This window comes from Aeromonas sp. 97A, from assembly GCF_051919185.1.
Lineage (GTDB): Bacteria > Pseudomonadota > Gammaproteobacteria > Enterobacterales > Aeromonadaceae > Aeromonas > Aeromonas veronii.
Window position 1 is genome coordinate 1574173 of record NZ_JBQBFF010000001.1, and the last position, 26923, is coordinate 1601095.

The window sequence follows — 26923 nt, forward strand, 5'->3', positions numbered from 1 at the left end:
GATTGCTGCGATTCCTGCAAGCCAGATATACAAAAGCCCCGAGTGTTGGCTCGGGGCTTTCTCTTTTCAGCGCCAGTGTCAGATCAGCTGGTGCAACACACTGGTAGCGGCAATCTGGGCGATCAGCAGGCCACACAGGGAGGTGGAGACCACCACTGGCGCGGTATCACGCTGCAAGTAGAGTGGGCTGAACCAGAGCAGCAGAGAGGCCACCAGCAGCGCTGCCTGGGTCACCACCGCCGGGATCAGGGCATCGAGATTGGCCTCACCCCCTTGCCAGCCCACCAGCACTGCCAGCCAGACAAGGCTGGCCATCGCCCCCACCAGACCGGCCAGCGGCAACAGGGTATTGAATGCCTTGAGGCGATGACGGGCCCGCAGCAGCATCAGATGGGCAAAAGCCGCCCCCAGCATCGCCATCTGCAGCAGACCGCTCACCCAGCCCTGCAGTTGCAGCAGCCCGATGCCATAGAGAGCGAGCGGCAACGCCGGTAGCCAGAGCAGTGTCGAGGGGACTGAACGCTTGCCCTCCAGCCGTGACTGGGCCAGCGACAAGCCAACCCCGAGCACCAGTGCAGCCCCACCACTCCAGATGAGCCAGCTGGCCGCCTTGGCCTCAACCGCCAGCATCAGGGAGAGCGCAGTAATGACCCAGATGGAGAAGAGCTGCTGACTGATGCGCGAGCGCTGGCCAGGGCAGATATCACCGCGCCACAGCACGATACCGAGGGCGATCAGGGCGCCAAGCGCCATCAATCCGGTGAGAGGAAAGAGCCAAAAAGGGAGTTGGACGAACACGACGCCTCCAGCAGTAAAGATTCGAGGTGCGCCACCGGGGCGCCAGAGAGGGGCGAGTATACCCAAACCGGCGGCTATCCCCAATCGCGACAAACAATCGTGGGCAAACAATCCGGGGCAATTTCCGCCAGCACGGCCCACCTTGAAGGGCGTCCTGCTGGCAGCCATGCCCATAATGACGGGATGCGGCGCTGGCGTTAGCCCTGACCACGGGCCAGCGCCACCACCCGGGCAAACATCTGGCGGATCACCGGCGGAATATGCTCGGCGCCGAGCCGCTCCGCCTCTTCCACCACCGCCAGCGCCATTCCCGGCTTGCTGCGGTGATGGATCGCCTTGTTGATGATGTGACTGGCGCTCCACATGGCGCGCCCGCCCACCCCCGCCTCGCGGCGAAACACAGCTTCAAAACCGTTGTGATAGAGGTAGTGCTCGATGTCGGCGGCAGGGAGCTGAGTCAGTCGGTCCCGCTCCCGCTCGCCCTTGAGCTGGCCACGGGCCGAGGTGGCATACTTGAGCCCCGCCTCGTCGCCATCGGTCAGCAGGTGCCACTCGATGCCAAAATCCCGCGCCACCTTGATGAGCGGCGACTGGCCGCACTGGGCAAACTCGATGATCCGCACCCCTTCGGCCCGCAGACTGTAACCGCAGATCTGCGCCAACTCGGAGAGCAGCCAGATCTCGGTCTCCCCCTCCACCAGCAGCCAGCAACGGGCAAACAGCGACATGGGGCGGTTGATCCGCACATGGAAGGCGATCTTGCGCAGATCGTCGCTGCTGTAACGCTCGCCCCCCAGCTGGTGACAGAGGATATCCTGCTGACGGCGCACCAGCCGCCGCACCTGATTGAGCGGCAGGGAAGAGAGCAAGTCCCCCGAGTTGGTGGTGAGCAGCTTCTGGCCCGGCAGTTGTTCCAGCAGCCCCCACGCCAGCGCCAGCATGGTTGGGTGCAGCCGGCTCTCAGGATCCTCCAAGATCATGATGGGGCGGGCCCCCTCCTCCAGCTCGCGGTTGCCCCGCGCCTGCAACAAGGTAGCCGCCATCCCCGCCATCGCCAGCTGCAGCGCGCGGTTATCGGCGCGGCGCAGCAGGGTATGCAGGTTGCCAGGATTGCGCAATGTCATGGGGCGATTGATGATGTCGCGCTGACTGCGCGGCTTGTTCTTGATGGGGGCCAGAGCGTTGAAGTAGTGATCCATCAGCTGGCGCACCGCCTGCAACGCCTCTTTGAGCTCCGGTTCGCCGATCCGCTGGGGTTCGTCGATCAGCTTGTCCGCCAGCTCGCTCAGGCGATGCTCGGAGAGATCTCCCCACTGCAATGTCTCCACCCCGTTGCGAGCGGTACGGGCGTCCCGCAGCCGGAACACCGGGTTCATGGTGATCAGCATGCAGACCAGCTCGTGGGTGTTGGCGATGGGCAGGCTCTTGCCTACCCCGTCGAGAAAGTCGTGAATGGTGAGCACAGAGCCATCCGCCTGCAGCTCGGCGCTGGCGCGATAGTGAATGCGGTGGAATTTGTCCTTGTGCAGCACCCAGGAGGGGCAAAGACGGGCCAGCCGACGGGAGTGCTGACACATCTGGGGTCTGTGCTCACTGAAGGTGAGCACCAGTTGCAAGTGGCGCGCCGGGGCCAATTCGGGATCTTCCGGTTGGTGAAAATCCTCGGCGGTGAACTGATAGGGCTCGGCATCCTGCCCCAGCAGACACCAGAGGGCGCGCAGCAGGCTCGATTTACCCCAGGTATTCTCGCCGATCAGCACTGTGGTCTGATCCAGCCCGAGCGACAGGCGATTTATACCGCGAAAACCTTTGACTTCAATACGTTCCAGAAACATCCAGCCATGTCCACATCATTGTGATGGGGCAATAGTGGCAAAGTTACCGGAAAAATCCTATCGCAGGTGGGGCTTTTTCAACGTGAACTGTGAGGCACTGCAGGTTCGGGAGGGGTAACGACAGCGGTGCGATCTTGCGGGGCATTCCAGTGGCTGAACCAGAGATGACGGGTACGGATTTGACGTTTGCGATAATTCAATGGGCATTCCTTTCAATGGATAAGTGGTAGAGAGTACACCTCTTTTGCCCAAAGTCTCAGGGTTATCTGTGACGGGAAGATGACAATTGTGCCCGCCACTGCCCCGGCGTCAAACCAAACGCCTCGCGAAAACGATTGCCGAAATGGGCCTGGGAAGAGAAGCCACACTGACTGGCGATACTGGCCAGCGGCTCGGGGCCAGCCAACAGCTGCTTGGCCCGTTTGAGCCGCAGCCCAAGCAGATAACGATGGGGCGGGCAGCCGAGACTCTGACCGAACATGCGGGCAAAGTGATACTCGCTCAGCCCCGCCTGCTGCGCCAGCTCTGCCAGCGTGATCGAATCGGCCAGATGGGCCTGCAGATACTCCTGCACCCGTTTTATCACCACGGGCGCCAGCCCGCCGCGCAGAGGCGGCAGACCGGGAGCCTCCTCGGTGTGGTGGCGGTAGGCGTGGAGGATCAACATCCAGGCGCCGTGGGAAAGCGCCAGCCGATCGACCCCGTGCTGCCACTGCAGTTGCATCAACTGGCGCTGCACCAGTCCGGCCGCCTGCGGATCGTCGATAAAGGTCTTGTCCACCAGTTGCAGGTGGCGCCCCTCCTTGTCACACGCCTCCTCGGTGATACGGGTGAGGTGAGCCGGGGTGAAGTAGAGATGAAAGAAGCGAAACTCTTCGCGCACCAGCCACTCGGATCTGTGGTGATCCGGCATGATGCACACCTTGCCGGTGCCGCCGTGGCCACCCGTCCCATCGAGTCGCTCGGTCTGCTCGCCCCCCTGCAGATAGACGCTCAGGGTGTGGTGGCCCGGCTTGTGGTAGCGGGTCTGGTCATAGCAGTTGCGCCAACTGGCGACGCCAAGCCCGGGTTCGAGCCAGCAAGCGTCCTCCAGCCGGGCGCCGGTGCTGACCAGTGCATCAAATACCCCTGCTGTTTTCATTCGCCCCTGCCGCCTGTTCCGGTTATGTGTACGGGTTATCCCGCTGCCATCCATCTTACCGACCGCGCCCGCAGATGACAGCGCGTGACGATGAAAAACCGCAAGATGGTGCAATCCAGCCATCAGGGCTCGCCCCATAGTGGGTCATCTCTCCCTGACTCACCGGAACAGTGATGAATCTGATGCTCTATCTTGCCACCGTGCTTATCTGGGGCAGCACCTGGATTGCCATCGCCTGGCAACTTGGCCCCATCCCCATCGAGGTGTCGGTGCTCTATCGCTTCCTGCTGGCAGCGGTGGCACTGTTTGCACTGCTCACCGCCAGCGGCCGCTTTCCGCGCCTGCCGTGGCATGGCCAGCGCTATGCGGCGCTGCTCGGTGCCCTGCTCTTTTCCACCAACTTTCTCTGCTTCTACCACGCCACACGCTATATCCCGAGCGGCATGTCGGCGGTGATCTTCGCCAGTGCCAGCATCTTCAACGGCCTCAACCTCTGGCTGTTCGAGAACAAGCGCCCCACCCTGCGCTGGTTGCAAGGCTCCTTGCTGGGGCTCTTTGGCACCCTGTTACTGTTCTGGCCGGTGCTGGCAGATGCGCAACTGGGTGCAAACGGCTGGAAGGGGCTGCTGCTCGCCTGCGGCGGCACCCTCTGCTTTTCGCTGGGCAATCTGGTCTCGGCACGGGGCCAGCGCCACGGCTACCACGTACTGCAACTGGTGCCCTGGGGCATGGTTTACGGCGTGGTGCTGTTGCTGGGCTGGGTCACATTGCTCGGGCAGCAACTGGTGGTGCCGACCGATGGCCACTATCTGGCGGCCATGGTCTACCTCGCCCTGTTTGGCTCGGTGATCGCTTTTACCGCCTATCTGACGCTGGTGGGGCGCATCGGTGCCAGCAAGGCCTCCTACGCCACCGTGCTCTTTCCGTCGGTGGCGCTTACCCTCTCCACCTTCTATGAAGGCTTTGTCTGGCAGCCGGTCTCGGTGGCCGGAGTGGTGATCAGCCTCATCGGCAATCTGGTGATCTTCGCACCGCCCTTAAGTGAATGGCGCATTCGACCGGCCAAGGCAGCAAACGACCCTTGCTCCTGAGCCAGTCAGCCCCTAAGGTAGCGCTGATCAATCTGTGACGATCCTGATGGCGATAAACAAGGGGGCGAGATGTTACTGGAAGGGCTGGAGACGCTGAGCCTACTGGCAAGTGAAGGAACCATGGCCAAGGTGGCCAGTCGCCTCTATATCAGCCAGTCGGCAGTGAGCAAGCGGATTGCCCAGCTGGAGCTGCGCCTTGGCAAGAAGCTGATTGAGCCGGAGGGGCGCCAGATCCGGCTCACCCCGCAGGCCAAGGAGCTGCTGGAACGAGTGGCCCCGAGCTTGGCCGAAATGAAGGGAGTGCTGGCCGATAGTCAGGATCTGGCGGATCACAGCCCCCTCCCCATCGCCTGCTCCGAAACCCTGCTGGCCGGTTATCTCGCCCACTTTATGCGCGACTATCTGGAGCGCGATCCCCACCTTGCCCTCTCTACCCACCACACGCCGGTCATTCTGGCGCGGGTGCGCAGCGGTGATGCCCTGCTCGGCATCTGCGCCGGTCGGCTCCCTCCCGGCCATGGCCTCGGCGCCGATCTGCTGCTTGAGGAGCCCTTCTATCTGGTGGGCGAGGCGCAGCCGAGCCTGCCACCAGCCAACACAGAAAGCAGGCGCAAGATCCTCACCATGGATCTGGAGAACCCCTCCAACCGCTACCTGCGCGAACCGCTGGCTGATATGGGGCTGGAGCCCGCCATGGAGCTCGACTCCTATCTGGCGCTCATCGAACTCGCCAAGGCAGGTATTGGCCCTGTGCTACTCCCCGCTGGCCTGCTGGGGCTGGTGGGAGAACAGGGGGAGATGGCCCGCCCACTGCCCGGGCTAGGCCGCCCCCTTCATCTGGTCTACCGGCCAAACAGCCTAAAGCGCGAGCGCATTGCCAGGCTGGTGAGCGCCCTGCACCAACACTTTCGCCACCGCAGCGACACGCCGCGCTAGCGCTGTAAAACACCAGATATGACAACGGGGCCCAAGGGCCCCGTTAACAATTGCGATGCGGCAAGCAAGGCGCACATCAGATCCAGACAAACAGCTCCGGATACTGGCTCCACACCAGCTTGGCAGACATCAGCAAGGAGACGGTCACCAGCAGCGGCTTGATCAGCTTCACCCCTTTTTTCAACACCATCTTGGAGCCGAAGCGGGCCCCAATGAACTGCCCCAGCGCCATGCAAAAACCGACACTCCACACCACCTTGCCACCGAGCGCAAAGAACAGCAGGGAGGCGATATTCGAGGTGAAGTTGAGCAGCTTGGTATGGGCGGTGGCGCGCGCCATGCCAAAGCCCGCCAGCGCCACGAAACCAATGGCAAAAAACGAACCTGTGCCCGGCCCGAAGAAGCCGTCATAAAAGCCGACACCGCCCCCCACCAACAGCGCAAACAGCATGGGAGTCAGACGGCGGGAGCTCTCGGCATCGCTTACCCGCGGCGAGAAGTAGAAGTAGCAGGCAAAGGCCATCAGCAGGAAAGGGAGCAGGCGCTCGAGAATGGCGGCGTCTATGGTCTGTACCGCCAGCGTGCCGATGGCCGCACCGATAAAGGTGCAGATCACCGCAGGCCAGATCATGGCCCACTCCAGCAGCCCCTTGCGGGCATAAAACCAGGTGGCGGAGAAGGAGCCAAAACTGCTCTGCAGCTTGTTGGTGCCGAGCACCAGCGCGGGCGGCATGCCGGTCGCCAGCAGGGCCGGCACCGTCAACAGGCCGCCGCCACCGGCGATGGCATCGATAAAGCCGGCGATGAGCGCCACACCGAACAGGGCAAACAGGGTAACCAGTTCCAATTCCATCCATAGACCTCACGAGAGTGGGTTGCCCGAAGGGGCCGGGCAACCGGAGCTAACCAAAACGACGTTGTGCGGGGGGGCACAGGCTGTCCGCTATCCTAGCGAGCCACTGACCATGAATCTAACGAAACAGTGGCAGCCAATTGATTCTTGATTTTCATTAATTTGAGCAGCCATGCCCCTGGCCCCCCCTCAGAGGGCCAGTTAGCAAGCCGGTGAAGCGACGTTCGCTTCCTTGATGGCTGCCAGCGCCTCACAGAGATGATCCTCATCGGCACCGGGGAAACGGCTGACCCGACCGGCCATGTAACGGCTGCTGAACAAGTTGAACCAGTGCTGCAGTGCCTGCCCCGCCTTGAGCTCCCCCGCCACTTCCAGCACGCAGGCCGCCACTTCGGCGGTGCAGAGGTGCTCATCGCAGTTGGCCACCCGCATACCATAGGTGGAGAGCGTATCGGGTTTGATGGCGAGCACCGGAAAACCGTCCAGATAGGGGCTCTTGTTGAACATCTTGCGTGCCTCCGGCCAGGTGCCGTCGAGCAGGATAAAGAGCGGTTTTTTACCCGGTGCCAGCGTCACCTCGCCGGTCAGGCGGGCAGGCTCCTTCTCGCAAGCGGGAAAGACTACATAGGGCTGCCAGGCGGGATCGGCCAGCAGAGCCAGCAGCTCGGGATGGGGCTGGGTGCGCGACCAGAGAAAGGCCCAGGTGGTATCCGGCAACACATCGGCTATGAGGCGACCGGTGTTGGAGGGTTTCATCGGCTCACTGTCATACATCAGCAGGCAGAAACCGGCCTCCGCTTTGAGCTCGGGGCGCCACTCGCAGGCACACCAATCCTCGCGCAACTGACAGGCCGGACAGCGGGCCAGGGTGCCGCCACGGGCGAGAAACGGTCGGGTAGAGATACTCTTGCGCCAGGCCCGCAGGCGGTTGACGGCGTGATCAGGAACAGGCTTCATCTAGGTTCACAACTGGAGTCAAAACAGGAACGGCAGCGGTGCCAACATGTCATGGCGCTACGGGGCGTGATAACAGGGGGGCTGCCGGAAAAGGGCAAGATTGTACCGAGTTACGCGCTGGCGGAACAGCAATCCCTTCCCCTTTCGCCAAACGCAGTGCCAACCCCTCTTGCCTTACGACTCCTGACAGCTGCGCAGCAGCTCCAGCAACAGGCTGCCATCGCGCAGCGCCTTGTGCACCTGCACCGAGGTGGGCTTGGTGGGGTCTTCGTAGAAGTGGGTCGATTCAATCTGCAGCCGCACCAGATATTCGGCGGGCAGCTGGCTGGCCAGCGACTGGTGCAGCATGGGGAACAGCAGCCGATCGGCACGGGTGATCTCGCCCCCGAGCAGCAGCTTGCCCGGATTGAGCAGGCAGATGAGATTGGAGAGCACCTTGGAGAGGCGGCCCGCCGCCTGATGGAGAATATCCTGACAAAGGCCGTTGCCCGCCAGCGCCAGCTCGCACAGCTCGCGGATGGTGACGCTCTCGGGCAAGTCGTGCTCCTGCATCCGTTCGCGCAGATCCCGGTATTGCGCCTCCAGCGCCTGATTGGTCACCAGGGTGCAGGCACAGCCAAAGCCGCCGCAGTAGCAGCGCTGGCCATAAGGTTCGAGCTGCAGGTGGCTGAGATCCCCGAGCAGTGCATTCTCGCTCTCGATGAGCTGGCCATTGACCACCATGCCAACACCGATGTCGTTGTGGACAAACACCAGCACCGCATCGGCGCAATTTTTGGCGGCCCCCCACTCCCGCTCGGCCTGGATCCAGGTGCGCACGTCACCGCTCACCAGCACAGGTACCGAGAACGCCTGTTGCAGAGTCGGGCCAAGGGGCCAGTTGCGCAGATCGTAGAAGGGGAAGTGCTTGACCATGCCGGAGTGGCGCTCTACCTGACCCGGTAGACAGAGGGCGATACAGGCCAGACTGAGGGACTTTCTCGGCAAAAACACCTTGATGGCATGCACCAGACTGCCCAGCAGATCGGCGCGCTCCTCCTCGGTAAAGAGGTGGCGCTGGCGGGCCAGCGAGCGACCGGAGAAGTCAAACAGCGCCATATCCACGTAGCCACGGCCAAGACGCATGGAGAGAAACTGGAAGCGGCGCTCGTTAATGCGCAGCAAGGTCTGACGACGGCCGCGCCCCACCGAACTTTCACCACAGGTGACCACCAGACCCCCATCGAGCAGTTCCCGGGTGATCTTGGTGATACTGGCAGGCGAGAGGCCGGTCAGGCGGGAGAGATCGGTGCGCGACAGCTCCTTGTGCTCTTCCAGGCTGGCATAGACCAGGCCGTAGTTGAGCTGCCGGATCAAATCGATACTACCTTTCACGATCTCATTCATAGGGTATGGGGCAAAGGCTGAAAAAAAGAGGCTGGCAATTTTCACACATTATTGGTCAATCCCCAAATAAAGTGCGGCCTGAACCGGGGGTCAGGCCGCATCTTGTGGTGGCCGTCACGGACCATTGCAAGATCAATAACGGAATTGCGACACCAGTTTGCGCAATTTGTCACCGGTACTGGCCAGATCGCGGGTGGTGCTGTTGGATTCCACCGCCGCGCTGGTCAGCTCGCTGACAATCTGCTGAATGGCCACCAGGTTCTTGTTGATCTCCTCGGAGACCGCGTGCTGCTCCTCGGCGGCGGTGGCGATCTGAATGTTCATGTCGTTGATGGTACTGACCGCCATCACCATGCTGTCGAGGGAGCTGGCGATATGGCTCGCCTCCTGCACCGTCTCCTGGCTGCGCTCCTCGCTCGCCTGCATCACCTCCACCGCCTGCTTCACCCCGCCCTGCAGACGTTGCAGCATCTCGTTGATCTCCTTGGTGCTCTGTTGAGTACGACCGGCCAGCGAACGCACTTCGTCCGCCACCACCGCAAAGCCCCGCCCCTGCTCACCGGCACGGGCCGCCTCAATGGCGGCGTTCAGCGCCAGCAGGTTGGTCTGCTCGGCAATGCCGCGAATGACCTCCACCACAGAGCCAATCTTGGCGGTCTCTTGCGCCAATTGCTCGATAACGCCGGAGGCGGTATGTACCTCCCCCACCAGCCGGTTGATACTGTTGATGGCCCCGCTCACCACCCCCCGGGCGGCGTCCGACTCACGGGCCGCATCGCTGGTTGCCGTCGCGGCATTGGAGGCACTGGCCGCCACCTCCTGAGCGGTGGAGCTCATCTCGGTCACCGCAGTGACCACCTGATCGGTCTCGCGACTGTGGCCCTGCATCTGATGGTCATAGTGCTCGCTCAGATGGTGCAACTTGTCGACCGCGCTGAAGAGGTGGTTGCTGGTCTCGCCCACCTGACTCACCACCGACTGGATCCGCTCGACAAAGCGGTTGAAGGCGCTGGCCAGTTGGCCAATCTCGTCCTGACTCTGCACCTTGAGACGCTGGGTCAGATCCCCGTCGCCGTTGGCAATATCGTTCAATGCCAGCACCGCATCCGCCAACGGCTTGGTGACCCGGTTGCCCACAATGACGGTCGCCGCCAGGGTGATACCCAGGATCAGCAGGATCACCAGCACACTGCTCTGCAACGAGGCATGCATGTTGCTCTCGCGCTCTGCCCGCAAGGCCGCCAGCTCGTTGTCGATATCATCGATATAAAAACCGGTGCCAATGGCCCACTGGTATTTGTCCAGCACCAGAGTAAAGGCCAGTTTGGGAGCATCGCGACCGATGGAGGGCTTGGCCGTCCAGTATTCGGTAAAACCATCCCCCTGACGGGCCGACTTGAGGATCTCCTGGATCAGCAACTTGCCCTTGGCATCCTTGTCGTTCCAGCGGTTTTTCCCCTCCAGCTCGGTACGCACCGGCAGCAGTATGGTGTTGCCTTCGAAGTCATAGACAAAGAAGTAGCCGTCACTGCTGTAACGCAGCGGCCTGAGCAACTCTTTGACCTTTTGACGATTTTCCGGAGAATCCGGCAGCGCATAAACGGCATCGACGGCGGTTTTGGCCATCATGATGTAACTGCTTAGCAGCGCTTTACGCTCCTTGATAGCATTTTCCCTCGCCACCACCAGATCAGACTCCAGATCACTCTTGGAGACCATGTAGTTACTGAGATTGACCACCAGGGCCATCAACAGCACGGGTACTGCACCCAGTAACAGGATTTTCTGCTTTAGCGTCATCTTTCACATCCTTGCAGCTGTTTTTATTGGAATTCCTTGCTTACTCATCAGTATAGGTGCTGGCAGGGCGAGCCCAGCTTTCGTTACAATTCCCTTAAACAAATCGGCCAGAACGTGAAAATCATGAATCTTTGTCCTTGCGGCTCAACCCTTTCTCTCGAATTGTGCTGTGGCTCACGTCACAGTGGCGCAGTGGCTGACACCCCGGAACAGCTGATGCGCTCGCGCTACAGCGCTTTTGTGCTGGGTCTGGGAGAGTATCTGGTCCATAGCTGGCACCCGGCTCACCTTGGCGGTCTCACCGCCGAAGAGCTTTCACGCATCGACACCCGCTGGGATGGTCTCGAGATCATCGCCAGCCAGGGCGGCCCGGAGGATGAAACCGGGATGGTGGAGTTCAAAGCCTGGTTTCTGGAGGGGGATGAGCGTCACTGCCTCCATGAGCGTTCTCGCTTCGTGCGTTATCAGGGGCGCTGGGTCTACACCGAGGGGGAGCAGGATCCGGCCCCCCTCAAGGCGGGGCGCAACGATCCCTGCCCCTGTGGCAGCGGCAAAAAGCACAAGAAGTGCTGCGGCTGACCCATCACACCCCCTCCAGACTCGTCAAACAGTGACAAGGGGCATCCGATGCCCCTTTTTTGTGCCTGTTATTCGCCACCAGCCCACAAACCGATGCGATAACAAGCGTGACAAATGTCACATAATGCTCATTAACGCACGAGCAAATGAGCGTTTACGAGCGCAAATTTGGCCCATATCAAACATTTCCACTCAGAAGTCGGCCACACTGGCCTCATCTGGAAGAGATGAGACGGGCAACAATGAATAGAATAACTACACAAGTCGTCATCATAGGCGGCGGTGCCACAGGGGCCGGCATCATGCGCGATTGCGCACTGCGCGGCATCGATTGCATCCTGCTCGAGCGCGATGATATCGCCGCCGGCACCACCGGCCGCAACCACGGCTTGCTCCACTCCGGTGCCCGCTACGCGGTGACGGATCAGGAGTCCGCCCGCGAATGCATCCAGGAAAACCGCATCCTCAAGCGGATTGCCAGCCACTGTGTCGAAGACACGGGCGGCCTCTTCCTTACCCTGCCGGAAGATGACATCAATTTCCAAACCACCTTTATGGATGCCTGCGCTCTGGCCGGTATCGAAACCCGCCAGCTCGATCCCGGTGAAGCCCTGCGCATGGAGCCCAACGCCAACCCGGCGATGATCGGCGCCATCCATGTGCCGGACGGCACGGTCGACCCGTTCCGCCTCGCCGCGGCCAACGTGCTGGACGCGAAAGAACATGGCGCTCGCATCTTCACCCACAGCAAGGTGCTGGGGCTGCTGCGCAGCCAGGATCGGGTACACGGGGTCAAGGCGATCAACACCCGCACCGGCGAAGCGTTCGAGGTGGAGTGTCAGGAGGTGATCAACGCCGCCGGCATCTGGGGCCAGCAAATTTGCGAATACGCCGATCTCGGCATCCGCATGTTCCCGGCCAAGGGATCCCTGCTCATCATGGATTACCGCATCAACCAGCTGGTGCTCAACCGCGCCCGCAAACCGGCGGATGCGGACATTCTGGTGCCGGGCGATACCATCTCCCTCATCGGCACCACCTCGAGTCGCATCGATTACAACAAGATTGACCAGCTCACCGTCGAACCCGAAGAGGTCGAAGTGTTGCTGCGCGAGGGGATCAAGCTCGCCCCCATCATGGCCCGCACCCGTCTGTTGCGCGCCTACGCCGGGGTGCGCCCGCTGGTAGCGGTGGACGGTGACGACACCGGCCGCAACATCAGCCGCGGTATCGTGCTGCTCGATCACGCCGAGCGCGACGGCCTCAAGGGGTTCAACACCATCACTGGCGGCAAGCTGATGACCTACCGCCTGATGGCGGAGTGGGCCACCGATCTGCTGGCCAAGAAGCTCGGTAACAGCAAACCCTGCCAGACCGCCGAGCTGAGCCTGCCCGGCTCGCGGGATCCGGAAAAGATCTCCGCTCCCGGTCTCTCGGTGCCGGTCGAAGGGTCGGCCCAGTACCGCCACGGCGAGCGGGTCATCGCCTTCTTCCGTGACAATCCCAAAGCCAACGCCCTGATCTGCGAGTGCGAAATGGTCACCGCGGGCGAAATCGAATACGCCCTGCGCGAGCTGGATGTGGACAACCTCATCGATCTGCGCCGCCGCACCCGTCTGGGGATGGGGCCCTGTCAGGGCGAGCTGTGCGCCTACCGCGCCGCCGGTCTGATGCAGGAGTACGGCAAGGCCGATGGCCGTCAGGCCTGCGTCATGCTGCGCCAGTTCCTTGAGGAGCGTTACAAGGGAACCCGCCCCGTCCTGTGGGGCGATGCCCTGCGCGAGGCCGAGTTCACCTACTGGATCTACGAAGGGCTGTTTGGCTTGGGAGAATGGACGGCGCCGCAGCTGGTTGCCGATACCCCACGCGGCCCAACCAGCGAGACCACTCACAAGGAGAGCCGTCATGAAGTTTGACAATATCGTTATCGGCGGTGGTATGGCGGGACTCTCGGCCGCCCTGCGGCTAGTAGAGGCGGGCCAGAAGACCCTGCTGATGGCCTCCGGCCAGAGTGCGCTGCACTTCTCCTCCGGCTCGGTCGATCTGCTGGAGAGCGAGGGGGATCCCCGCGCCGCCCTGCCCGCCTTTATGGCTGCCCATCCGGATCACCCCTACAGCAAAGTAGGAATGCAAAATATCGAAGCGAGTCTAGCCGATCTGCAGCGCCACTGCGCCGAGCAGGGATTGCCGCTGGTTCGCCACGACACCAATCACCAGCGCCTGACTCCCATCGGTACCCTAAAGCGCACCTGGCTCTCCCCCGATACCTGTGCCTGCGTCACCGATGCGCCGATCCCGGATGTACTGCTGCTGGCCACCCTCGAGGGCTTTCGCGACTTTCATCCGGCACTGGCGGCCGCCAATCTGGCGACCCATCCGCGTTTTGCCCACTGCCGCATTCTGACCGGCGAAATCCGTCTGCCCCAACTGGCCGAATTCAGCCGCAACCCCCACGAGTTTCGCTCAGCCGACATCGCGCGCCTGTGTGACAAGCATCATCTGGTGGCCGATCTGGCCCGCGAGATCAGCCGCATGGTGCAGGAGAGCGGTGTACCCGGTTGCCGCCATATCGTGCTGCCCGCCTGCCTGTCGCTGGGGCTGGTTGGCCCGCGTCTGGCGGAGCTGGAGCAGCGCACCGGCTGCACCATCAAGGAGGTGGCCACCATGCCGCCGTCTCTGATCGGAATGAGAATGCAGGAGGCGCTCAAGCGCCGCTTTATGGCCCTTGGTGGCACCTTCCTCACCAGCGAGCGGGTGCTGGGCGCCCGTTACGAAGGTGACCGGGTGGTCGGCGTACATACCCAGAATGGCGATGATCAGCTGTTCGAGGCGGACAACTTCGTGCTTGCCTCCGGCAGCTTCTTCAGCCGTGGGCTGGAATCCCGTCTGCGCGGCATTCGCGAGCCCATCTTCGATGCCGATGTGTTGAGTCTGGAGGAGCGTGATGCCTGGGCCGGTCGTCGCCTGTTTGACCATCACCCTTTCATGGGCTTCGGGGTCAAGACCGACAACAAACTCAGAGTGCTGCGTGGCGGCAAGCCGCTCACCAACCTCTATGGCGCGGGCAGTGTCTTGGCCCATTACGACCCAATTCGTGAAGGTTCCGGCTCCGGTGTTGCCGTTGCCACCGGCTGGCAGGCCGCCGGTCACATTTTGAGTTCAGCTCAATGATGATTTTGTCCCATATCCCGTGCCTTCACACCCTACGGGAGGAGAACTGACATGCTACTGGATCACGCCAACCAAACTTTCGATCAGTGCATCAAATGCACCGTCTGTACCGCCTACTGCCCGGTGGCCAAGGCCAACCCCGCCTACCCCGGCCCGAAACAGGCGGGCCCGGATGGCGAGCGACTGCGGATCAAGAGCCCCGAGCTCTTTGACAGCGCCCTCAAGCACTGCACCAACTGCAAACGCTGTGAAGTGGCCTGCCCGAGCGGGGTGCGCATCGGCGACATCATCGCCAAGGCCAAACACCAGTACAGCGGCTTCAAACCGGGGATCCGCGAGTTCGTCCTCTCCCACACCGATCTGATGGGCAGCATGTCTACCCTGATGGCCCCGGTGGTCAACTTCACCACCGGCCTCAAGCCGATGAAGCTGGTGCTGGACAAGGCGCTGGGGGTCTCATCCCACCGCGACCTGCCCAAATACTCCCAGGGCACCTTCCGCGGCTGGTACAAGAAGCAAAAAGAATCTCAGGCCCGCTTTGCGCGGCAGATCGCCTACTTCCACGGCTGCTACGTCAACTACAACCACCCGCAGCTTGGCAAGGAGTTGGTACAGGTGCTCAACGCCATGAACATCGGTGTGCAGTTGCTTGAGCGGGAGAAGTGCTGCGGCGTGCCGCTCATTGCCAACGGCTTCATGGACAAGGCCAAGCAGCAGGCGGCCTTCAACATCAAGCAGATGGAGAGCTCCCTGCTGGGCAACGAGATGCCACTGCTGGCCACCTCCTCCACCTGCGGCTTTACCCTGCGCGATGAATATCCCCACCTGCTGGAGCAGGACAACCACAAGGTGCGGGATCGCATCTCGCTGGTGACCCGCTTCCTGTGGAACGAGTTCTACAAGGGCAACAAACCGGCGATGAAGCCGCTCAATCTGCACATCGCCTACCACACCCCCTGCCACATGGAGAAGATGGGGGGCGTCATCTACACCCTCGAATTGCTGCGCGCCATTCCCGGAGTCAAGGTGACGGTGCTGGAGTCCCAGTGCTGCGGCATCGCCGGCACCTACGGCTTCAAGTCGGAGAACTACCAGACCAGCCAGACCATCGGCGAGGGGCTGTTTGATCAAATCAACCGCCTCTCCCCCGATCTGGTGATCACCGATTGCGAGACCTGCAAATGGCAGATCGAGATGAGCACCAGCTTCCGCTGTGAACATCCGATCCACCTGCTGGCCCAGGCGCTGGCCTGAATCCCCCCGGCCCTTGCGGTCGCATAAAAACAATCCACGCAGAGATAAACAAAGAGCCGGCAATTGCCGGCTCTTCTTTTTTACGCTTCACGCACGCTATCAGGGGTGCTGGATGATCAGGCTATGCTGATCTTCCAGCATGCTCTGCAGGATATCGTGGGACGAGGTGCTGGTGAGATTCCAGCTGGTCAGGTCCACATCCTTCAGGGTGATCTGTTGGGTTATCTGGCCATCACCCGCGGGTGAAACCGAGAGATTCACATCGCTCAGGCCATTGCTCCCCGTGGTCACCGAGGCTGAGAGATGCTTGAGCAGATCATCGACACCATTGCCAGTGACCCCTTGCAGCATGTCAGCCAGATCGATCTTGTCCCCCTGTTCCGGATGGAAGTCGGTGATGGTATCGATGGCGGGCTGCCCCTGACTCCCCTCATCCCCGTGCTGCCAAACGAAGAGATCGCTGCCAGCCCCGCCGGTGAGAATGTCGTTGCCATGCCCCCCCAATAGACGGTCATCGCCAGAGGAGCCAAACAGCCAATCCCCCTGATCGGAACCGACCAGCTCATGACCACTCTGGCCGTGCACCGTGATGGTCTCAAGGGGCGTGCTGACGGTTGAGCCGCCGACACTCGACTCGGCACTGATCCCCAGCACATGGTCACCGTCGCCAAAACCGCTGAAGTAGAGCGGAACCGAGTGATCGGCCGGGATCAGCCAGTCGCCATTGCTATCGGCATGACCGACACTCTGACCATGCTCGTCCTGCACCTGCGCCCCATTCAGGCCGCTGATGCGGATGGAGAGTTCACCGGTGGCCGGGTTGACCACGCTGGCGTTGATGCCAAGGGGGATAACGGCCCCCTGCAAGGCATGGAACTCATGCTGAGCCACCGTCAGACCCGGCATATCCGGCTCGGGAGTGACCGTGATGGTCACCTGATCGGTGTCGCTCAGCGGGCCACCCGCACCAGTGTTGCCCTGATCGGAGGTAGTGACGGTAAGGGTATCCTCTCCCCAGAAATCTTTGGCCGGTTCATAGTGCAGGTTGCTTGCCAGCAACTGGTTGAGATCAGCCAGCGACCCCACCAGGGTGATCTCGCTGGTACCCGCCCCCTGCACCATCACGGCACCGGTTGCACCCAGCAAGGTCAGTACACCATGCTCGACACGCAGCACCATGGAGACAGGCGCACTGCCTGCATCCACATCCTTCACGCTGACGCCGGAGAGCGACAGTGAGCCATCTTCCTTCACCGTCATGCTGCCAGGCAGCTGATTGACCGGGACATCATTGACCGGCTGCACCTCGATGGGTAGCACATCGGTATCGCTGAGTGCCCCGCCACTCCCCGTGTTCCCCTGATCGTTGGTGACCATGGTCAGGGCGTCATTGCCGTAGAAATCACTGTTGCCCTGATAGGTGACCCCGCCAGAGAGCAAGGCATTGAGATCGGCCAGCGTGCCGGTCAGCACCAGCGAACCGGTGCCGTTGCCGACCACCGTCACGCCGCTGCCAGCAGGCAGCGTCAGGGTGCCATGTTCACCGACAGGGTGATCTTGATGGGGCTGTTGCCCGCATCCACATCTTTCACCTGCAAACCGTGGATGACGAAGGGCTGATCTTCCTGCGCGACCTGAGGGGTCGTTGGCAATACGTTGATTGGCGCATCGTTGACCGGGCTTACATCCACATGGATGGTGCCATTGACCTCGGGGCCAAGGGCGCCGTTGTCGAGGCTCTGGGCGGTGATCTTGAGATCCAGTGCACCGTTGGCATCATTGGTCACCAGCTCGACTGCACCCAGCTTGCCGCCCTCGGTAGTGACCTGCCAACGACCGCCACCCAGATCAACAACCGTCCCCGCCACGCCATTTGGCAAGCGGATCTCGGCACCATCAGGCACCCCTTCGATGGTGACCCGCACCTGCTCGGGCTTGTTCTCATGCACATTACCCGCACTGCCGCCGGTTGGCTGGGTATCCCGGGTCTCCAGCCCCAGATCCAGCGTGATCACATCCCCTTCGGTACCGCTCGCCTGACCCTGAATGTCGGCGATAAGGGCATCCCCCACCGGATTGACGGTGACGGTAAAGCTGCCACTGGTTTCGAGCGGAATGGTGAGCCCCTTGTCGAGGGTAAAGGCGCTCAGCGACAGCTCCACGGTGCCGCTGAAATCAGCTGGCGGGATCAGGGTCAGCTTGGAGAAATCGGTCCCCACCGGGATCTGCCAGACGCCGCCGCCATTGTTGACCGCCGGAGCCGACAGGGTGAAGCCATCCGGTACCCCCTTGATCTGCAGCGCGACGATCTGCTCCGAGCCATCATTATCGATTAGGGTTGCGCCAAATCCGGCAAGGTTGACCGTGCCATCCTCGCTCCCCGTGACGCTGTGCACCGAGAGCTGGGCCCGATCGTTGACCGGTCTCACCTCAAAGCCGACCTGCCCGCTCCAGCTGCCGCTGTCGGTCACCTGTTGGCCACCGACCAGCGCGGTATCGACAATATCGACCTTGATGTCGAGCGGCACCTGACCGCTGAAGTGCTCTTTGGGTACAAACACCAAATCCTTGAGGGCTGCCACACCGTTGACCACCAGGGTGTTGACCGGCTTGCCACTGCCATCGAGGAAGTAGCCATATTTGGCATCCACCGTGATGGTGACCCGCTCAACGGTTTCGAGACCGCCGCCCGCGATGGAGGGGCTGATATCGGCCAGTTTCACCGAGAGATCGAGGTGGATCTCGCTATCTTCCAGATTGTCCGGCTGCCCGTCCTGATTGGTGTCCTGCACGGTCAGTGTCAGTTCCGGATGCTCGCCACGACCACCATTCACATCGACCACGGGGGCCACATCGACCCTAACCGTGCTGCTGTCGACCTTGATATCGCCACTGGCGGTATCGGTATTCACCACCTTCACCTCGATATTGAGCGAACCGGCAAAGTCCTGTGGCAAACCAAGGGTCAACCCTTCCAGGCCCGCCAGTGACGGTGGCACCTTGATGACGTATTCACCGGTCGAGATGTTGTACTCGGCCCCGCTGATGGTGACGCCTGCTGGCAATCCCTTGAGGACAATGGTCACCTCGTCGCTGGCCTGGTCGGCGCCGCCGATATGGATCACGCCTTTGAGCTGCTGACCAAAATCAACCCGGATATCCTCCTTGCCCACCAGCACGGCGTTGTCGTCGATATCGACAGTCGCCGCCGGTGTCTTGGGCGTCACTGGCTTGTTTTCAAATTCGGCACTGGTTTGCAGGCTCACTTTGACATGGGCACTGGCATCGCCATCGTCGCCACGGTCGATCACCATGGCATCGATGCGGATCGGTTCAACCTTGCCGACAAACCCGTCCGGCGCATGCAGCTTGAAGCTGCCGAGGTTGCCCGCCGGCACGATCCAGCTGCCGTTACCGTTGTTGATACCGCCAACCACCACGAACTGATCGCCTGCACCACCGTTCAACACCGGCAGGTTGATCACCAGATAGTCGATCTCCTCCACGCTCGAGGGATCGAGGTCGGTAAAGACGAAGCGTCCAGTCAGGTCTATATCAGCACCGCTCTGCCCCACGAGAGCTCCACCGCTCTGGGTCAGCACGCCATCGGGCTCCACCACGGCCTGGATATCGACATGCAGATTGCCATCGATCACCTTCTCGGCCACCGCGCCCGAATCCACATCATGCTGGGTCACGGTAACATGGCTCTGGATAGTGGTATCCCGATCGCTATCCTCCGGCGCCTTCACCAGCAGTTGCCCCCCGTTGAGCAGGCTGTCGAGCTGGGCGGCTGTCAGGGTGACCTTGCCACTGACCACGGTCAGCTGGCTCTCGACACCGCCGACTCGCAGCCAGATCTGGTAGCCATCTTCCACCCCGGAGAGACTCAGTGCCGTGACCTTCTCGGCGCCGTCAGTAAGGGTCGGATGCCAGTCCAGCACGGTGAACTGATCTTCTAGGCCATGGCTGGTCTTGCTGTAGTCGGTGGCGTCAATCTCCGGTTCCACCTTGATATGCAGCGGCACATCGAAGCTCTGGTGATCGCCATCGTTCTCGGTCACCACCACCTTGGCGATCAGGTTCAAATCCGCCGTGCTGTTATGGGGCGGCTGAATAAGCAGGTTGCCAAAATCGGATACATCGACCTGATAGGTCGGCTTGCCATGGGCGTCGAGTCCGGCAAAGGTAAGAGTCAGCTCTTTGCCATTGGCATCAAAGACCCGGGCCCCTTCCGGCAGCCCTTGCAGCACCACGTTGAGGCTCTCGGAAGTGTCATGCGGGGTATCGACCCACTCGCCCGAGGTGAGAGTAAAGTTGAGCGGCGCCCGTCCATCCTCACCCACTGTGATGGCATAGCCTGTCCCTTCGGCCTCCCAGCCGGTATTGCCAAGCTCGAAGTGAGGCTGATCCACCACCCCCACCAGATCCACATGAAGGGTCTGGGAGCCCGTCTCTTTTTCGTTCACCACGGTATGGGTCTGGCCGTTCGCATCGGTCAATATCGCCGTGTCTTTCACCACCCCCTTGATGGTCAGATCGAAATCGACGTTGCTGTTTTTCGGCGGTTGCAGCTTGAGTTCGCCAATCCGATCAAAAGGAACCTCATAGTAACCGGCTATGTTCTGTGCAACGGCGGAACCACCCAGCAACAAGGTTGCACCGTCAGGCAGACCACTGATGCGGACAAACATCTGCTCGGAGCCATCGAGTTTGTCACCCAGATGAGCAAGGGCGATCTTGCTGCCCAGATCGAGCAGGGTGTCTTCCTTGCCCTGAATGTCACGCACGGTGAGCTTGGCGTCATCGGCCACCGGATTGACATTGATCACCAGATCAATTTTGTCTCCCTGCGCCGTACCCTGACCCTGAGCGATCGGGTTCTTCTCGGTGCTGATCGGCGTCACCGACAGCTTGATGTCACCACTGAAATCCTTGCCCGGAACAACAGTCACCTTGTTGATGTTGCCGGCCGAAACGGTGTAGATGCCACTGCTATTTGGCTTGAGCTCGACTCCGTTGAGCATCAGGGTTCCCTTGCCCGCTTCCAGCTTGATCTGATAGGTCAACGTCTCGGAGCTGTCGGTGTCAGTCAGGCTCGCCTTGACGTCCAGCTTGATACCCGTGCTGTCTTCATTGGTGTCATAGTGGCGAGTGGTGTTGGCTGTGTCCCACATCGGCTTGTCGGCCACGCCGCGCACTGTCACAGCCAGATCGCCTGTTACAGCCGCAGGTGCCGCCCCTTCGGTGACACCGACCTGCAGTTGCACCTGGAAGTGCAGCGGCTGACCGCCATTGCTCCAGCTCGACCAGTTGCTTGAAGGCACAAAGGTCACCCCCTGAGTGGTGTAGTGAACATTATCACTGGTCACCATGGCCGCTGGCGGCACGATAAACCACTTGCCATCAGCCGTGGTGGTGAGGGCAACGCCGTTGTAATAGAAGGTGCCATGGGCATTGGCAGGCGCCTGGATAAGCAACTGATCCACATGCTCACCGCGATCGAAATCGCCAATATCGAGCTGCATGTTGATAGGGATACCCAGCCTCGGGTCTTGCGACCCCTGATCTTCGTTACCAATGGCTGCGCTAACGGTAAAGCGCACCGCTTCATCCTGCAGATTGAGGGTCAGTGTGCTGTCTGCACGATCGCCATCGCCATCGACCAGATGGGCTGTCACCACCTGACTGAGCTGACTGAGCTGACTTGCATCGTGATTGAAACCGGCCGCAGGCTTGAAGGAGTAGGAGCCATCGGCAGAGATGGTCAGGGTTCCCATCACCTGCTTGCCATCGGGGCTCATCACATCTTGTATCAAAGAGCCATTGATGGCGTACGTCTGGCCATTGATGGTAATCGACTCGACGCGGGCACCATCCGCACCTTCATTGGCAGTAGGCAGCAGATCGCCGGTCACGGTACTGCTCCCCTCGCTCAGGGTATGTGCCAGCACAGTGCCGATAGGCATGTCATCTTGTACCGTCACGGTCACACTGACGTTCGGACTGCGATCGCCATCGTGATCGGTGACAAACAGCGGCACTTCGATGGTCAACTCATCCTTGCCCTGTGCACCGTGATCAAGCTGGCCTACCAGATGGACGCTGTAACTGCCGTTAACATCGAGGTGGACCCAGAAAACGGGTTTGCCCCCCTCGGCCGTAGCCAGATACCAGCCGGTGCTGTGTGCCGCCAGCGTAACCGCTTTGCCACCCGACGTGAGGTGATTGGCCTGATTGAATGCAGCCACATCCAGCTCCAGGGAGGCAACCCGATCCGAACCGGCTGTGATGGTCACCTTGCCACTATCGGTTTCTCCATTCTCTGCAGGTGTGGTCCCCGGATGCTGACCGTTCACTGCATCGAGATCCGACTCCTCGACCCGAACCGGTTCAATGGCGGATATGATCGGGTTGATGCCATCAGTCACCGTGACAGTGGCGGTTCCCTGATTTTTGCTACCATCGCTGTCGGTGACTTCTACCGGCAGATTCAGTTCCAGCTTGTTGTCTGCCCCGTGATCCAGGTTGGTATGCACCGTCACCTGATAACCGATCTCTGCGCTGGTGTGAGCGGCGATGGTGGCGGGCACAGTGGGGATGGAGACCGTCATCACTACCAGACCGCCACTGGTCACCGCCTGGAAGGTGTGACCATCGGTACCAACCGCTTTCCAGGTCAGGGTTTCGCCGTTATGGGTGATGGGTTTGCCGCTGGCATCCATGACCTGACCGGAGAGGGTCAATCGCACATCAGTCACCGGATCCGAGTCAGCCTTGATGGTGATCTTGCCGCTCGTCTGCTGGTCATCCACGGCCGAGTTGGCGCCATCGAAGCGCCCTTCATTGAGGGTTACATCGCTCAGGGTCAGGGTTGGTTTCTCCCCTTCCCCAATCTGGATATTGAGGGTGCCGCTGGTGCTGTCGTTGTTACCACCTGCCTTATCGTAGTCGTTGACGATCACCTTGATGGGCAGCTCGGTCACGGCGTTGCCGCCCTGATGAAGCCCCTGATAGAGGGTGACCTGATAGTCAAACCCGTTCTTGCCCGCCTGATCGAGGCTGCCAATCAGCTTGACCTCGAACACCTCGACCCGCTGGCCATCCACCATCACATAACCCTTGATCAGCTGGCTACCGGGGATGGCGGAGTCCCCATCAACCAGCTCGTATTTGACGGGCTGGCCAAGTGCAGTGAGCGCCGGCTGCTGGCTGCCATCGGCAAACACCACCTCCACCACCCGATCCGACCCGGCTTGCACATCGAAGTGACCGGTTTGACTCAGGCTGTTGCTGCCGGTGAGGTCCCCCTCATCCAGGGACACGCCTTTGCCCGGAATAAAGCTAGGTGCCTTGCCATCCACGATTGTGAGCGGCAACGTGGTACCGATGCGATCGCCATCCTTGTCGGCCAGGGTGACGGCAAGCGGCAGGTTGAGGGATTCACTCCCCTTGTGATCCAGCTCGCCGCTCAGGGTGACCTTGGCGGTGACGCTCCAGTTGCCATTGTTATCGACCAGGCTCAGCTCGGCGCGCAGCACCACCTGGCCACCGGCGGTTCCGACCAGCTGGCCGGTTGCGGGATCAACGGCGAAAGTGACCGGGTTACCGTGGCTGGTGAGCCCAGTCAGGGTGCTCTGGATAGCGGCGATATCAAAACCAAGAGAGTTAGGGTCAAGGGCATCGCTGCCGTGCGCGACCGAGAAACTCATGGTGCTGACGGCAGCCGTCTCCCCTTGCGCCATCTCGGTGATGGTGGTGCCGGTCACGGCGGAGATGGTCGGATTGGCACCATCACCCACCGCCACAGTAATGGTGGAGGAGACCTTGTCACCATCGCTGTCGAGCAGGGTAAAGCCCGCCTTGAGCAGGCTGTCGGCACTGCCCTGATCCAGCGGTTGATGGAGGGTGAAGCTGTATTTGCCATCGTTACCGAGGGTCAGCTCAAACACCAGCTTGCCATCTGGGGTACGCCCCTCGATACGATGATCGGCCACCGTGATGGTCACGGCCTGCTTGCCCGAGGTGAACCCTTGCAGCCCCGGCTGATTGGCATCGAAGGTGATGCTGGCCAGCGGATCGCTGCCCGCAGTGATAGTCAGATCGCCGTTAAGGGTCTGGCCCTGCTGCCAGTTGCTATCTTCGGTGAGCGTGAGGGAGACAGGATTAACCTGCGGCAAGGCACCATCTGTAATGGTGATATTGAGGGTGCCGAGATTGCTCTTGTCGCCGTCAAAATCTGAGCCCTGTACCTTCAGGCCAAGGTTGAGGCTGTTGGTCGCTTCCGGCTCGTCAAACACGCCGGTCAGGGAGACGTTGTATTTGCCATCCAGTCCGATGGTAACGGTGAGGATTGCCTTGCCCTGCCAATCCTTGACGGTCAGCCGGTTGTCTTGAACCTCGTAACTCGTCGCCTTGCCCTGGCTGGTGAGCCCCGCCAACGCCAGCTGGCTCGCCTCAAAGTTGAGGGAGACCAGACGATCGCTCCCCACCGTCACCGGCAGCTGGCCATCGATGCTCTGGTTGCCCCCCTCTTGCAGGGCGACCCCCTTATCGATGCCCAATGCGGGATCACTGCCATCATTGACGGTCAGGGTCAGGTTGGCGCTGGTGCTGTCGCCATCGATCTCGTTGGCGCTCACCTGCAAACCGAGGGAAAGCGTGTCGCTGCCCTGATGATCGAGCGGGCCGGTGAGAGTGACCACCACCCGTCCAGCCAGATCGCTGCCCTGCTGCTGCGCATTCAATTCGGCGCGCAGCACCTCCACCCGTTGGCCACTGCCATCCAGGTAGTAACCCACCAGGGTGCGATCATCGGCAAATTCAAACGTCAGCGGATGACCATCGCTGGCAAGACCCGAGCCGTTGAGGGTAGTCAGGGTACTGTTCTGATTGCTGAACACCAACGAATCCACCAGCAGAGGATCGGCGGTGTGTTTGACCACAAAGCTGCTCTCGCCCGCCACGGCGGCGCCGTTGGTAAAGGCATCTTCAGTCAGAGGAATGGCCGGGATCTCGAAGCTAGGCGGATTGCTGTCCACCAGATTGATCACCAACGGCGCCTTCACCAGATCGCCGTCGCTGTCGCGATATTCGAGGTTGAACGGCAGGCGCAACGCGTCCTGACCGTGATCCAGGCTCTGACTCCAGACGATGCGGTAACTGCCGTCATTGTTGAGGGTCAGGGTGAAGACAGTCGCCCCACCAGCACTGGCGGTCAGGGTCTGACCGTTGATGGTGTAGCCAAGAGGCGCGCCATGGCTGACGAGCCCCAGCCCTTCCAAGGCACTCTGATCAGCAGCGAACTGGACTTGCAGATTGCCATCCTGACCGGCACCGGTATTGAGGCTACCGGTCGCGGTGATCGGGCCATCGGCCAATCCGGCTTCGGAGAGCGTCAGGGTTTCGCTCTGACCAATCAGCGGTGCACCATCGCTGGCGCTGTTGCCCGCCAGATCGGTGACACTGGCACGCACTTCAAAGGATTGATTGATACCGGAGAGATCAAGACCTGATACCTGCCAGCGGCCATCGGCCCCGACCTGTGCCGAGGTGGTCAACAGCGGCTGGCCATTGCTGTCGACCAGAGTGATGATGACACTCTGACCCGCCTCCACCTTGCTGGTGGAACCGCTCAGGGTGGCGCTGCTGTTGCCAAACAGGGCTGCGGAATCGAGATCATCGATATCGATAAAGGCCTGGGTATCGACATTGATAATGAGGGTATCGCTGGCGCGGTTGCCGGCAATATCCACGGAATTGACCTGAAACTGGTACTGGCCATCGGCCAGGGTCTGCGGCAGCTGATATTGCCAGTTACCGGCGGCATCCACCGTCAGGACGGTGAGCACGCTACCGCCAAGGCTCAGGGTCACGGTGGCACCGGGCTCCCCCTTCCCTTGCAGCAGCGGGGTATTGTCGCGGGTCAGATCATCGGTCTGGCTGGCGCCGGTGTCGCTCTCATCGGCGAGATCGAGGGTAATGGTGGTGATGGTATCGAGCAGAGTCTGTCCGGTATCGCTGGCGTTGTTGCCCGCCTGATCCTGGGTATTGGCCACAATCTGCAACGGGCCATCCACCAGCTTGCCGGTCACATCGCCAAAATTGGCTTCCCACACCAGGCCGGGCAGCACCACTGTCGTCACCGTCAGTGAATTTCCCGTCTGATCGATAAGGGTCACAGTGACTGGCTGGCCTACCTCCACATCATCCACCACACCACGAATGATGACGCCAGCCGCTTCATCGGCGTTGATAATGTTGTCGCTGGTTTGGGGCTCGGTGATGATGATGGCGGCAAAGAAATCGCGCTCTTCGGAAAACAGCAGCTCATCGCCCACAGGTTGCACCGTATGGTCGGTATCAAAACCGGCCTCGGCCAGGGTGGCGTCATTGGTACGATCGACCACCACAAATCCACCCGAGCTGGAACCGGCTACACCACCGATATTGCCCGCAGCGGCTGCGTTACCGGCGGCGGTCTCCTGGAACAATTCGGTCGGGTCAATACCCTGACGGATCGCCTCTTGCAATGAGGCCAGTTCCGGATCGGCCGGTTGCCCATCAGCAGCAGGCGTGACGGGCTCAGGTTTGGCGGCCGTTTCTTGCACGCCAGCAGGATCACTGCCCGGCTCGGCTAGCTGAAAATTGCTCCCTTGAACGGATTGCAGGCGATCCCCCGGCTGCAGCGCCATCCCCACCTTTGCTCGCATGACAGATCCATCTGCACTGATGACAAACACGGAGCCCTCGAGTTGGGTGATCACCGTGGACTTTTCAATTTGCAACTCTGCCATACAACCTCCAGCAAAACCTTAACCACCAACATCAGTACCTACAGGGTACTTGTCTGTTCAATAATCATCCCGCACCAGACTAAGTGGGTCTTTTCGCTATTTTCGACAATGATTGCCATAAAATGGCCATAACTTACAAGATTGTGCATCTAACAGGCCTTTTTAAATGAAATGAGATTTGGATGACCCCAATTGCATCACCTTTATTAACAGGTCTATCAGACTCCATGTGACCATTTCTGTCGTTTGACGATAAATCCACTGCAGCTTCAATAAATGGATCATAATCCGAAGGTCGAAAGCTCACAGCACGACACCGAGAATTT

General features: G+C 60.8%; 13 protein-coding genes and 1 pseudogene. 6 read left to right on the forward strand and 8 right to left on the reverse strand.

All coding sequences use genetic code 11. The features are described from left to right. Window positions 1-78: 78 nt before the first annotated feature. The 3 genes from ACTG27_RS07065 to ACTG27_RS07075 all read right to left on the reverse strand — a co-directional run bounded on the left by ACTG27_RS07065 (window position 79) and on the right by ACTG27_RS07075 (window position 3774). Window positions 79-798, reverse strand: a complete 720-nt coding sequence (locus tag ACTG27_RS07065) for a hypothetical protein (RefSeq protein ID WP_088868835.1) — start codon at window positions 796-798, stop codon at window positions 79-81. A gap of 197 nt (window positions 799-995) precedes the next feature. Then, complete coding sequence (locus tag ACTG27_RS07070) at window positions 996-2633, reverse strand: ATP-dependent endonuclease (protein WP_005333463.1); 1638 nt, start codon at window positions 2631-2633, stop codon at window positions 996-998. Window positions 2634-2895: 262 nt separating this feature from the next. Then, window positions 2896-3774: a helix-turn-helix domain-containing protein gene (locus tag ACTG27_RS07075; RefSeq protein ID WP_439979391.1), complete on the reverse strand. Its 879-nt coding sequence runs from the start codon at window positions 3772-3774 to the stop codon at window positions 2896-2898. Between the two features lie 173 nt (window positions 3775-3947). On the opposite strand from ACTG27_RS07075, the gene ACTG27_RS07080 reads away from it, so the two are divergent. Together ACTG27_RS07080 and ACTG27_RS07085 are read left to right on the forward strand one after the other, a co-directional pair. Continuing rightward, a complete protein-coding gene (locus tag ACTG27_RS07080) occupies window positions 3948-4865 on the forward strand; it encodes a DMT family transporter (protein WP_439979392.1) in 918 nt (305 codons plus the stop codon). A 69-nt stretch (window positions 4866-4934) separates the two neighbouring features. Beyond that, on the forward strand, window positions 4935-5801 hold the full coding sequence (locus ACTG27_RS07085) for a LysR family transcriptional regulator (protein ID WP_265062736.1): 867 nt from the start codon (window positions 4935-4937) through the stop codon (window positions 5799-5801). Window positions 5802-5877: 76 nt separating this feature from the next. Here ACTG27_RS07085 and ACTG27_RS07090 read toward each other — a convergent pair whose 3' ends face one another. The 4 genes from ACTG27_RS07090 to ACTG27_RS07105 form a co-directional block, all read right to left on the reverse strand. Beyond that, window positions 5878-6654, reverse strand: a complete 777-nt coding sequence (locus ACTG27_RS07090) for a TSUP family transporter (protein WP_257700815.1) — start codon at window positions 6652-6654, stop codon at window positions 5878-5880. 201 nt (window positions 6655-6855) lie between these two features. Then, complete coding sequence (locus tag ACTG27_RS07095; protein WP_129503924.1) at window positions 6856-7611, reverse strand: tRNA-uridine aminocarboxypropyltransferase; 756 nt, start codon at window positions 7609-7611, stop codon at window positions 6856-6858. Between the two features lie 174 nt (window positions 7612-7785). After that, entirely contained in the window at window positions 7786-8997 is a 1212-nt protein-coding gene (locus ACTG27_RS07100) for an ROK family protein (protein ID WP_042055876.1), read from the reverse strand. 132 nt (window positions 8998-9129) lie between these two features. Then, window positions 9130-10797, reverse strand: coding sequence for a methyl-accepting chemotaxis protein (locus ACTG27_RS07105; protein WP_439979393.1), 1668 nt, complete (start codon window positions 10795-10797; stop codon window positions 9130-9132). 123 nt (window positions 10798-10920) lie between these two features. Between ACTG27_RS07105 and ACTG27_RS07110 the strand changes: the two genes are divergently transcribed. From ACTG27_RS07110 to glpC, 4 genes are all read left to right on the forward strand, one after another. Beyond that, window positions 10921-11376 (forward strand): YchJ family protein, encoded by a 456-nt coding sequence (locus ACTG27_RS07110; RefSeq protein WP_075115082.1) that lies wholly within the window; start codon window positions 10921-10923, stop codon window positions 11374-11376. Window positions 11377-11618: 242 nt separating this feature from the next. Further along, complete coding sequence (gene glpA / locus ACTG27_RS07115; protein ID WP_439979394.1) at window positions 11619-13292, forward strand: anaerobic glycerol-3-phosphate dehydrogenase subunit A; 1674 nt, start codon at window positions 11619-11621, stop codon at window positions 13290-13292. Beyond that, on the forward strand, window positions 13282-14547 hold the full coding sequence (gene glpB, locus ACTG27_RS07120) for a glycerol-3-phosphate dehydrogenase subunit GlpB (RefSeq protein ID WP_421277586.1): 1266 nt from the start codon (window positions 13282-13284) through the stop codon (window positions 14545-14547). The genes glpA and glpB overlap by 11 nt, the downstream gene beginning before the upstream one ends. Before the next feature lie 51 nt (window positions 14548-14598). Then, window positions 14599-15801 carry an anaerobic glycerol-3-phosphate dehydrogenase subunit GlpC gene (glpC, locus tag ACTG27_RS07125; RefSeq protein ID WP_429219949.1) on the forward strand — a complete coding sequence of 401 codons (1203 nt, stop codon included), beginning with the start codon at window positions 14599-14601 and terminating at the stop codon, window positions 15799-15801. 99 nt (window positions 15802-15900) lie between these two features. On the opposite strand, the pseudogene ACTG27_RS07130 reads toward glpC, so the two are convergent. Next, window positions 15901-26597: pseudogene (locus tag ACTG27_RS07130) on the reverse strand (retention module-containing protein). Window positions 26598-26923: the final 326 nt, after the last annotated feature.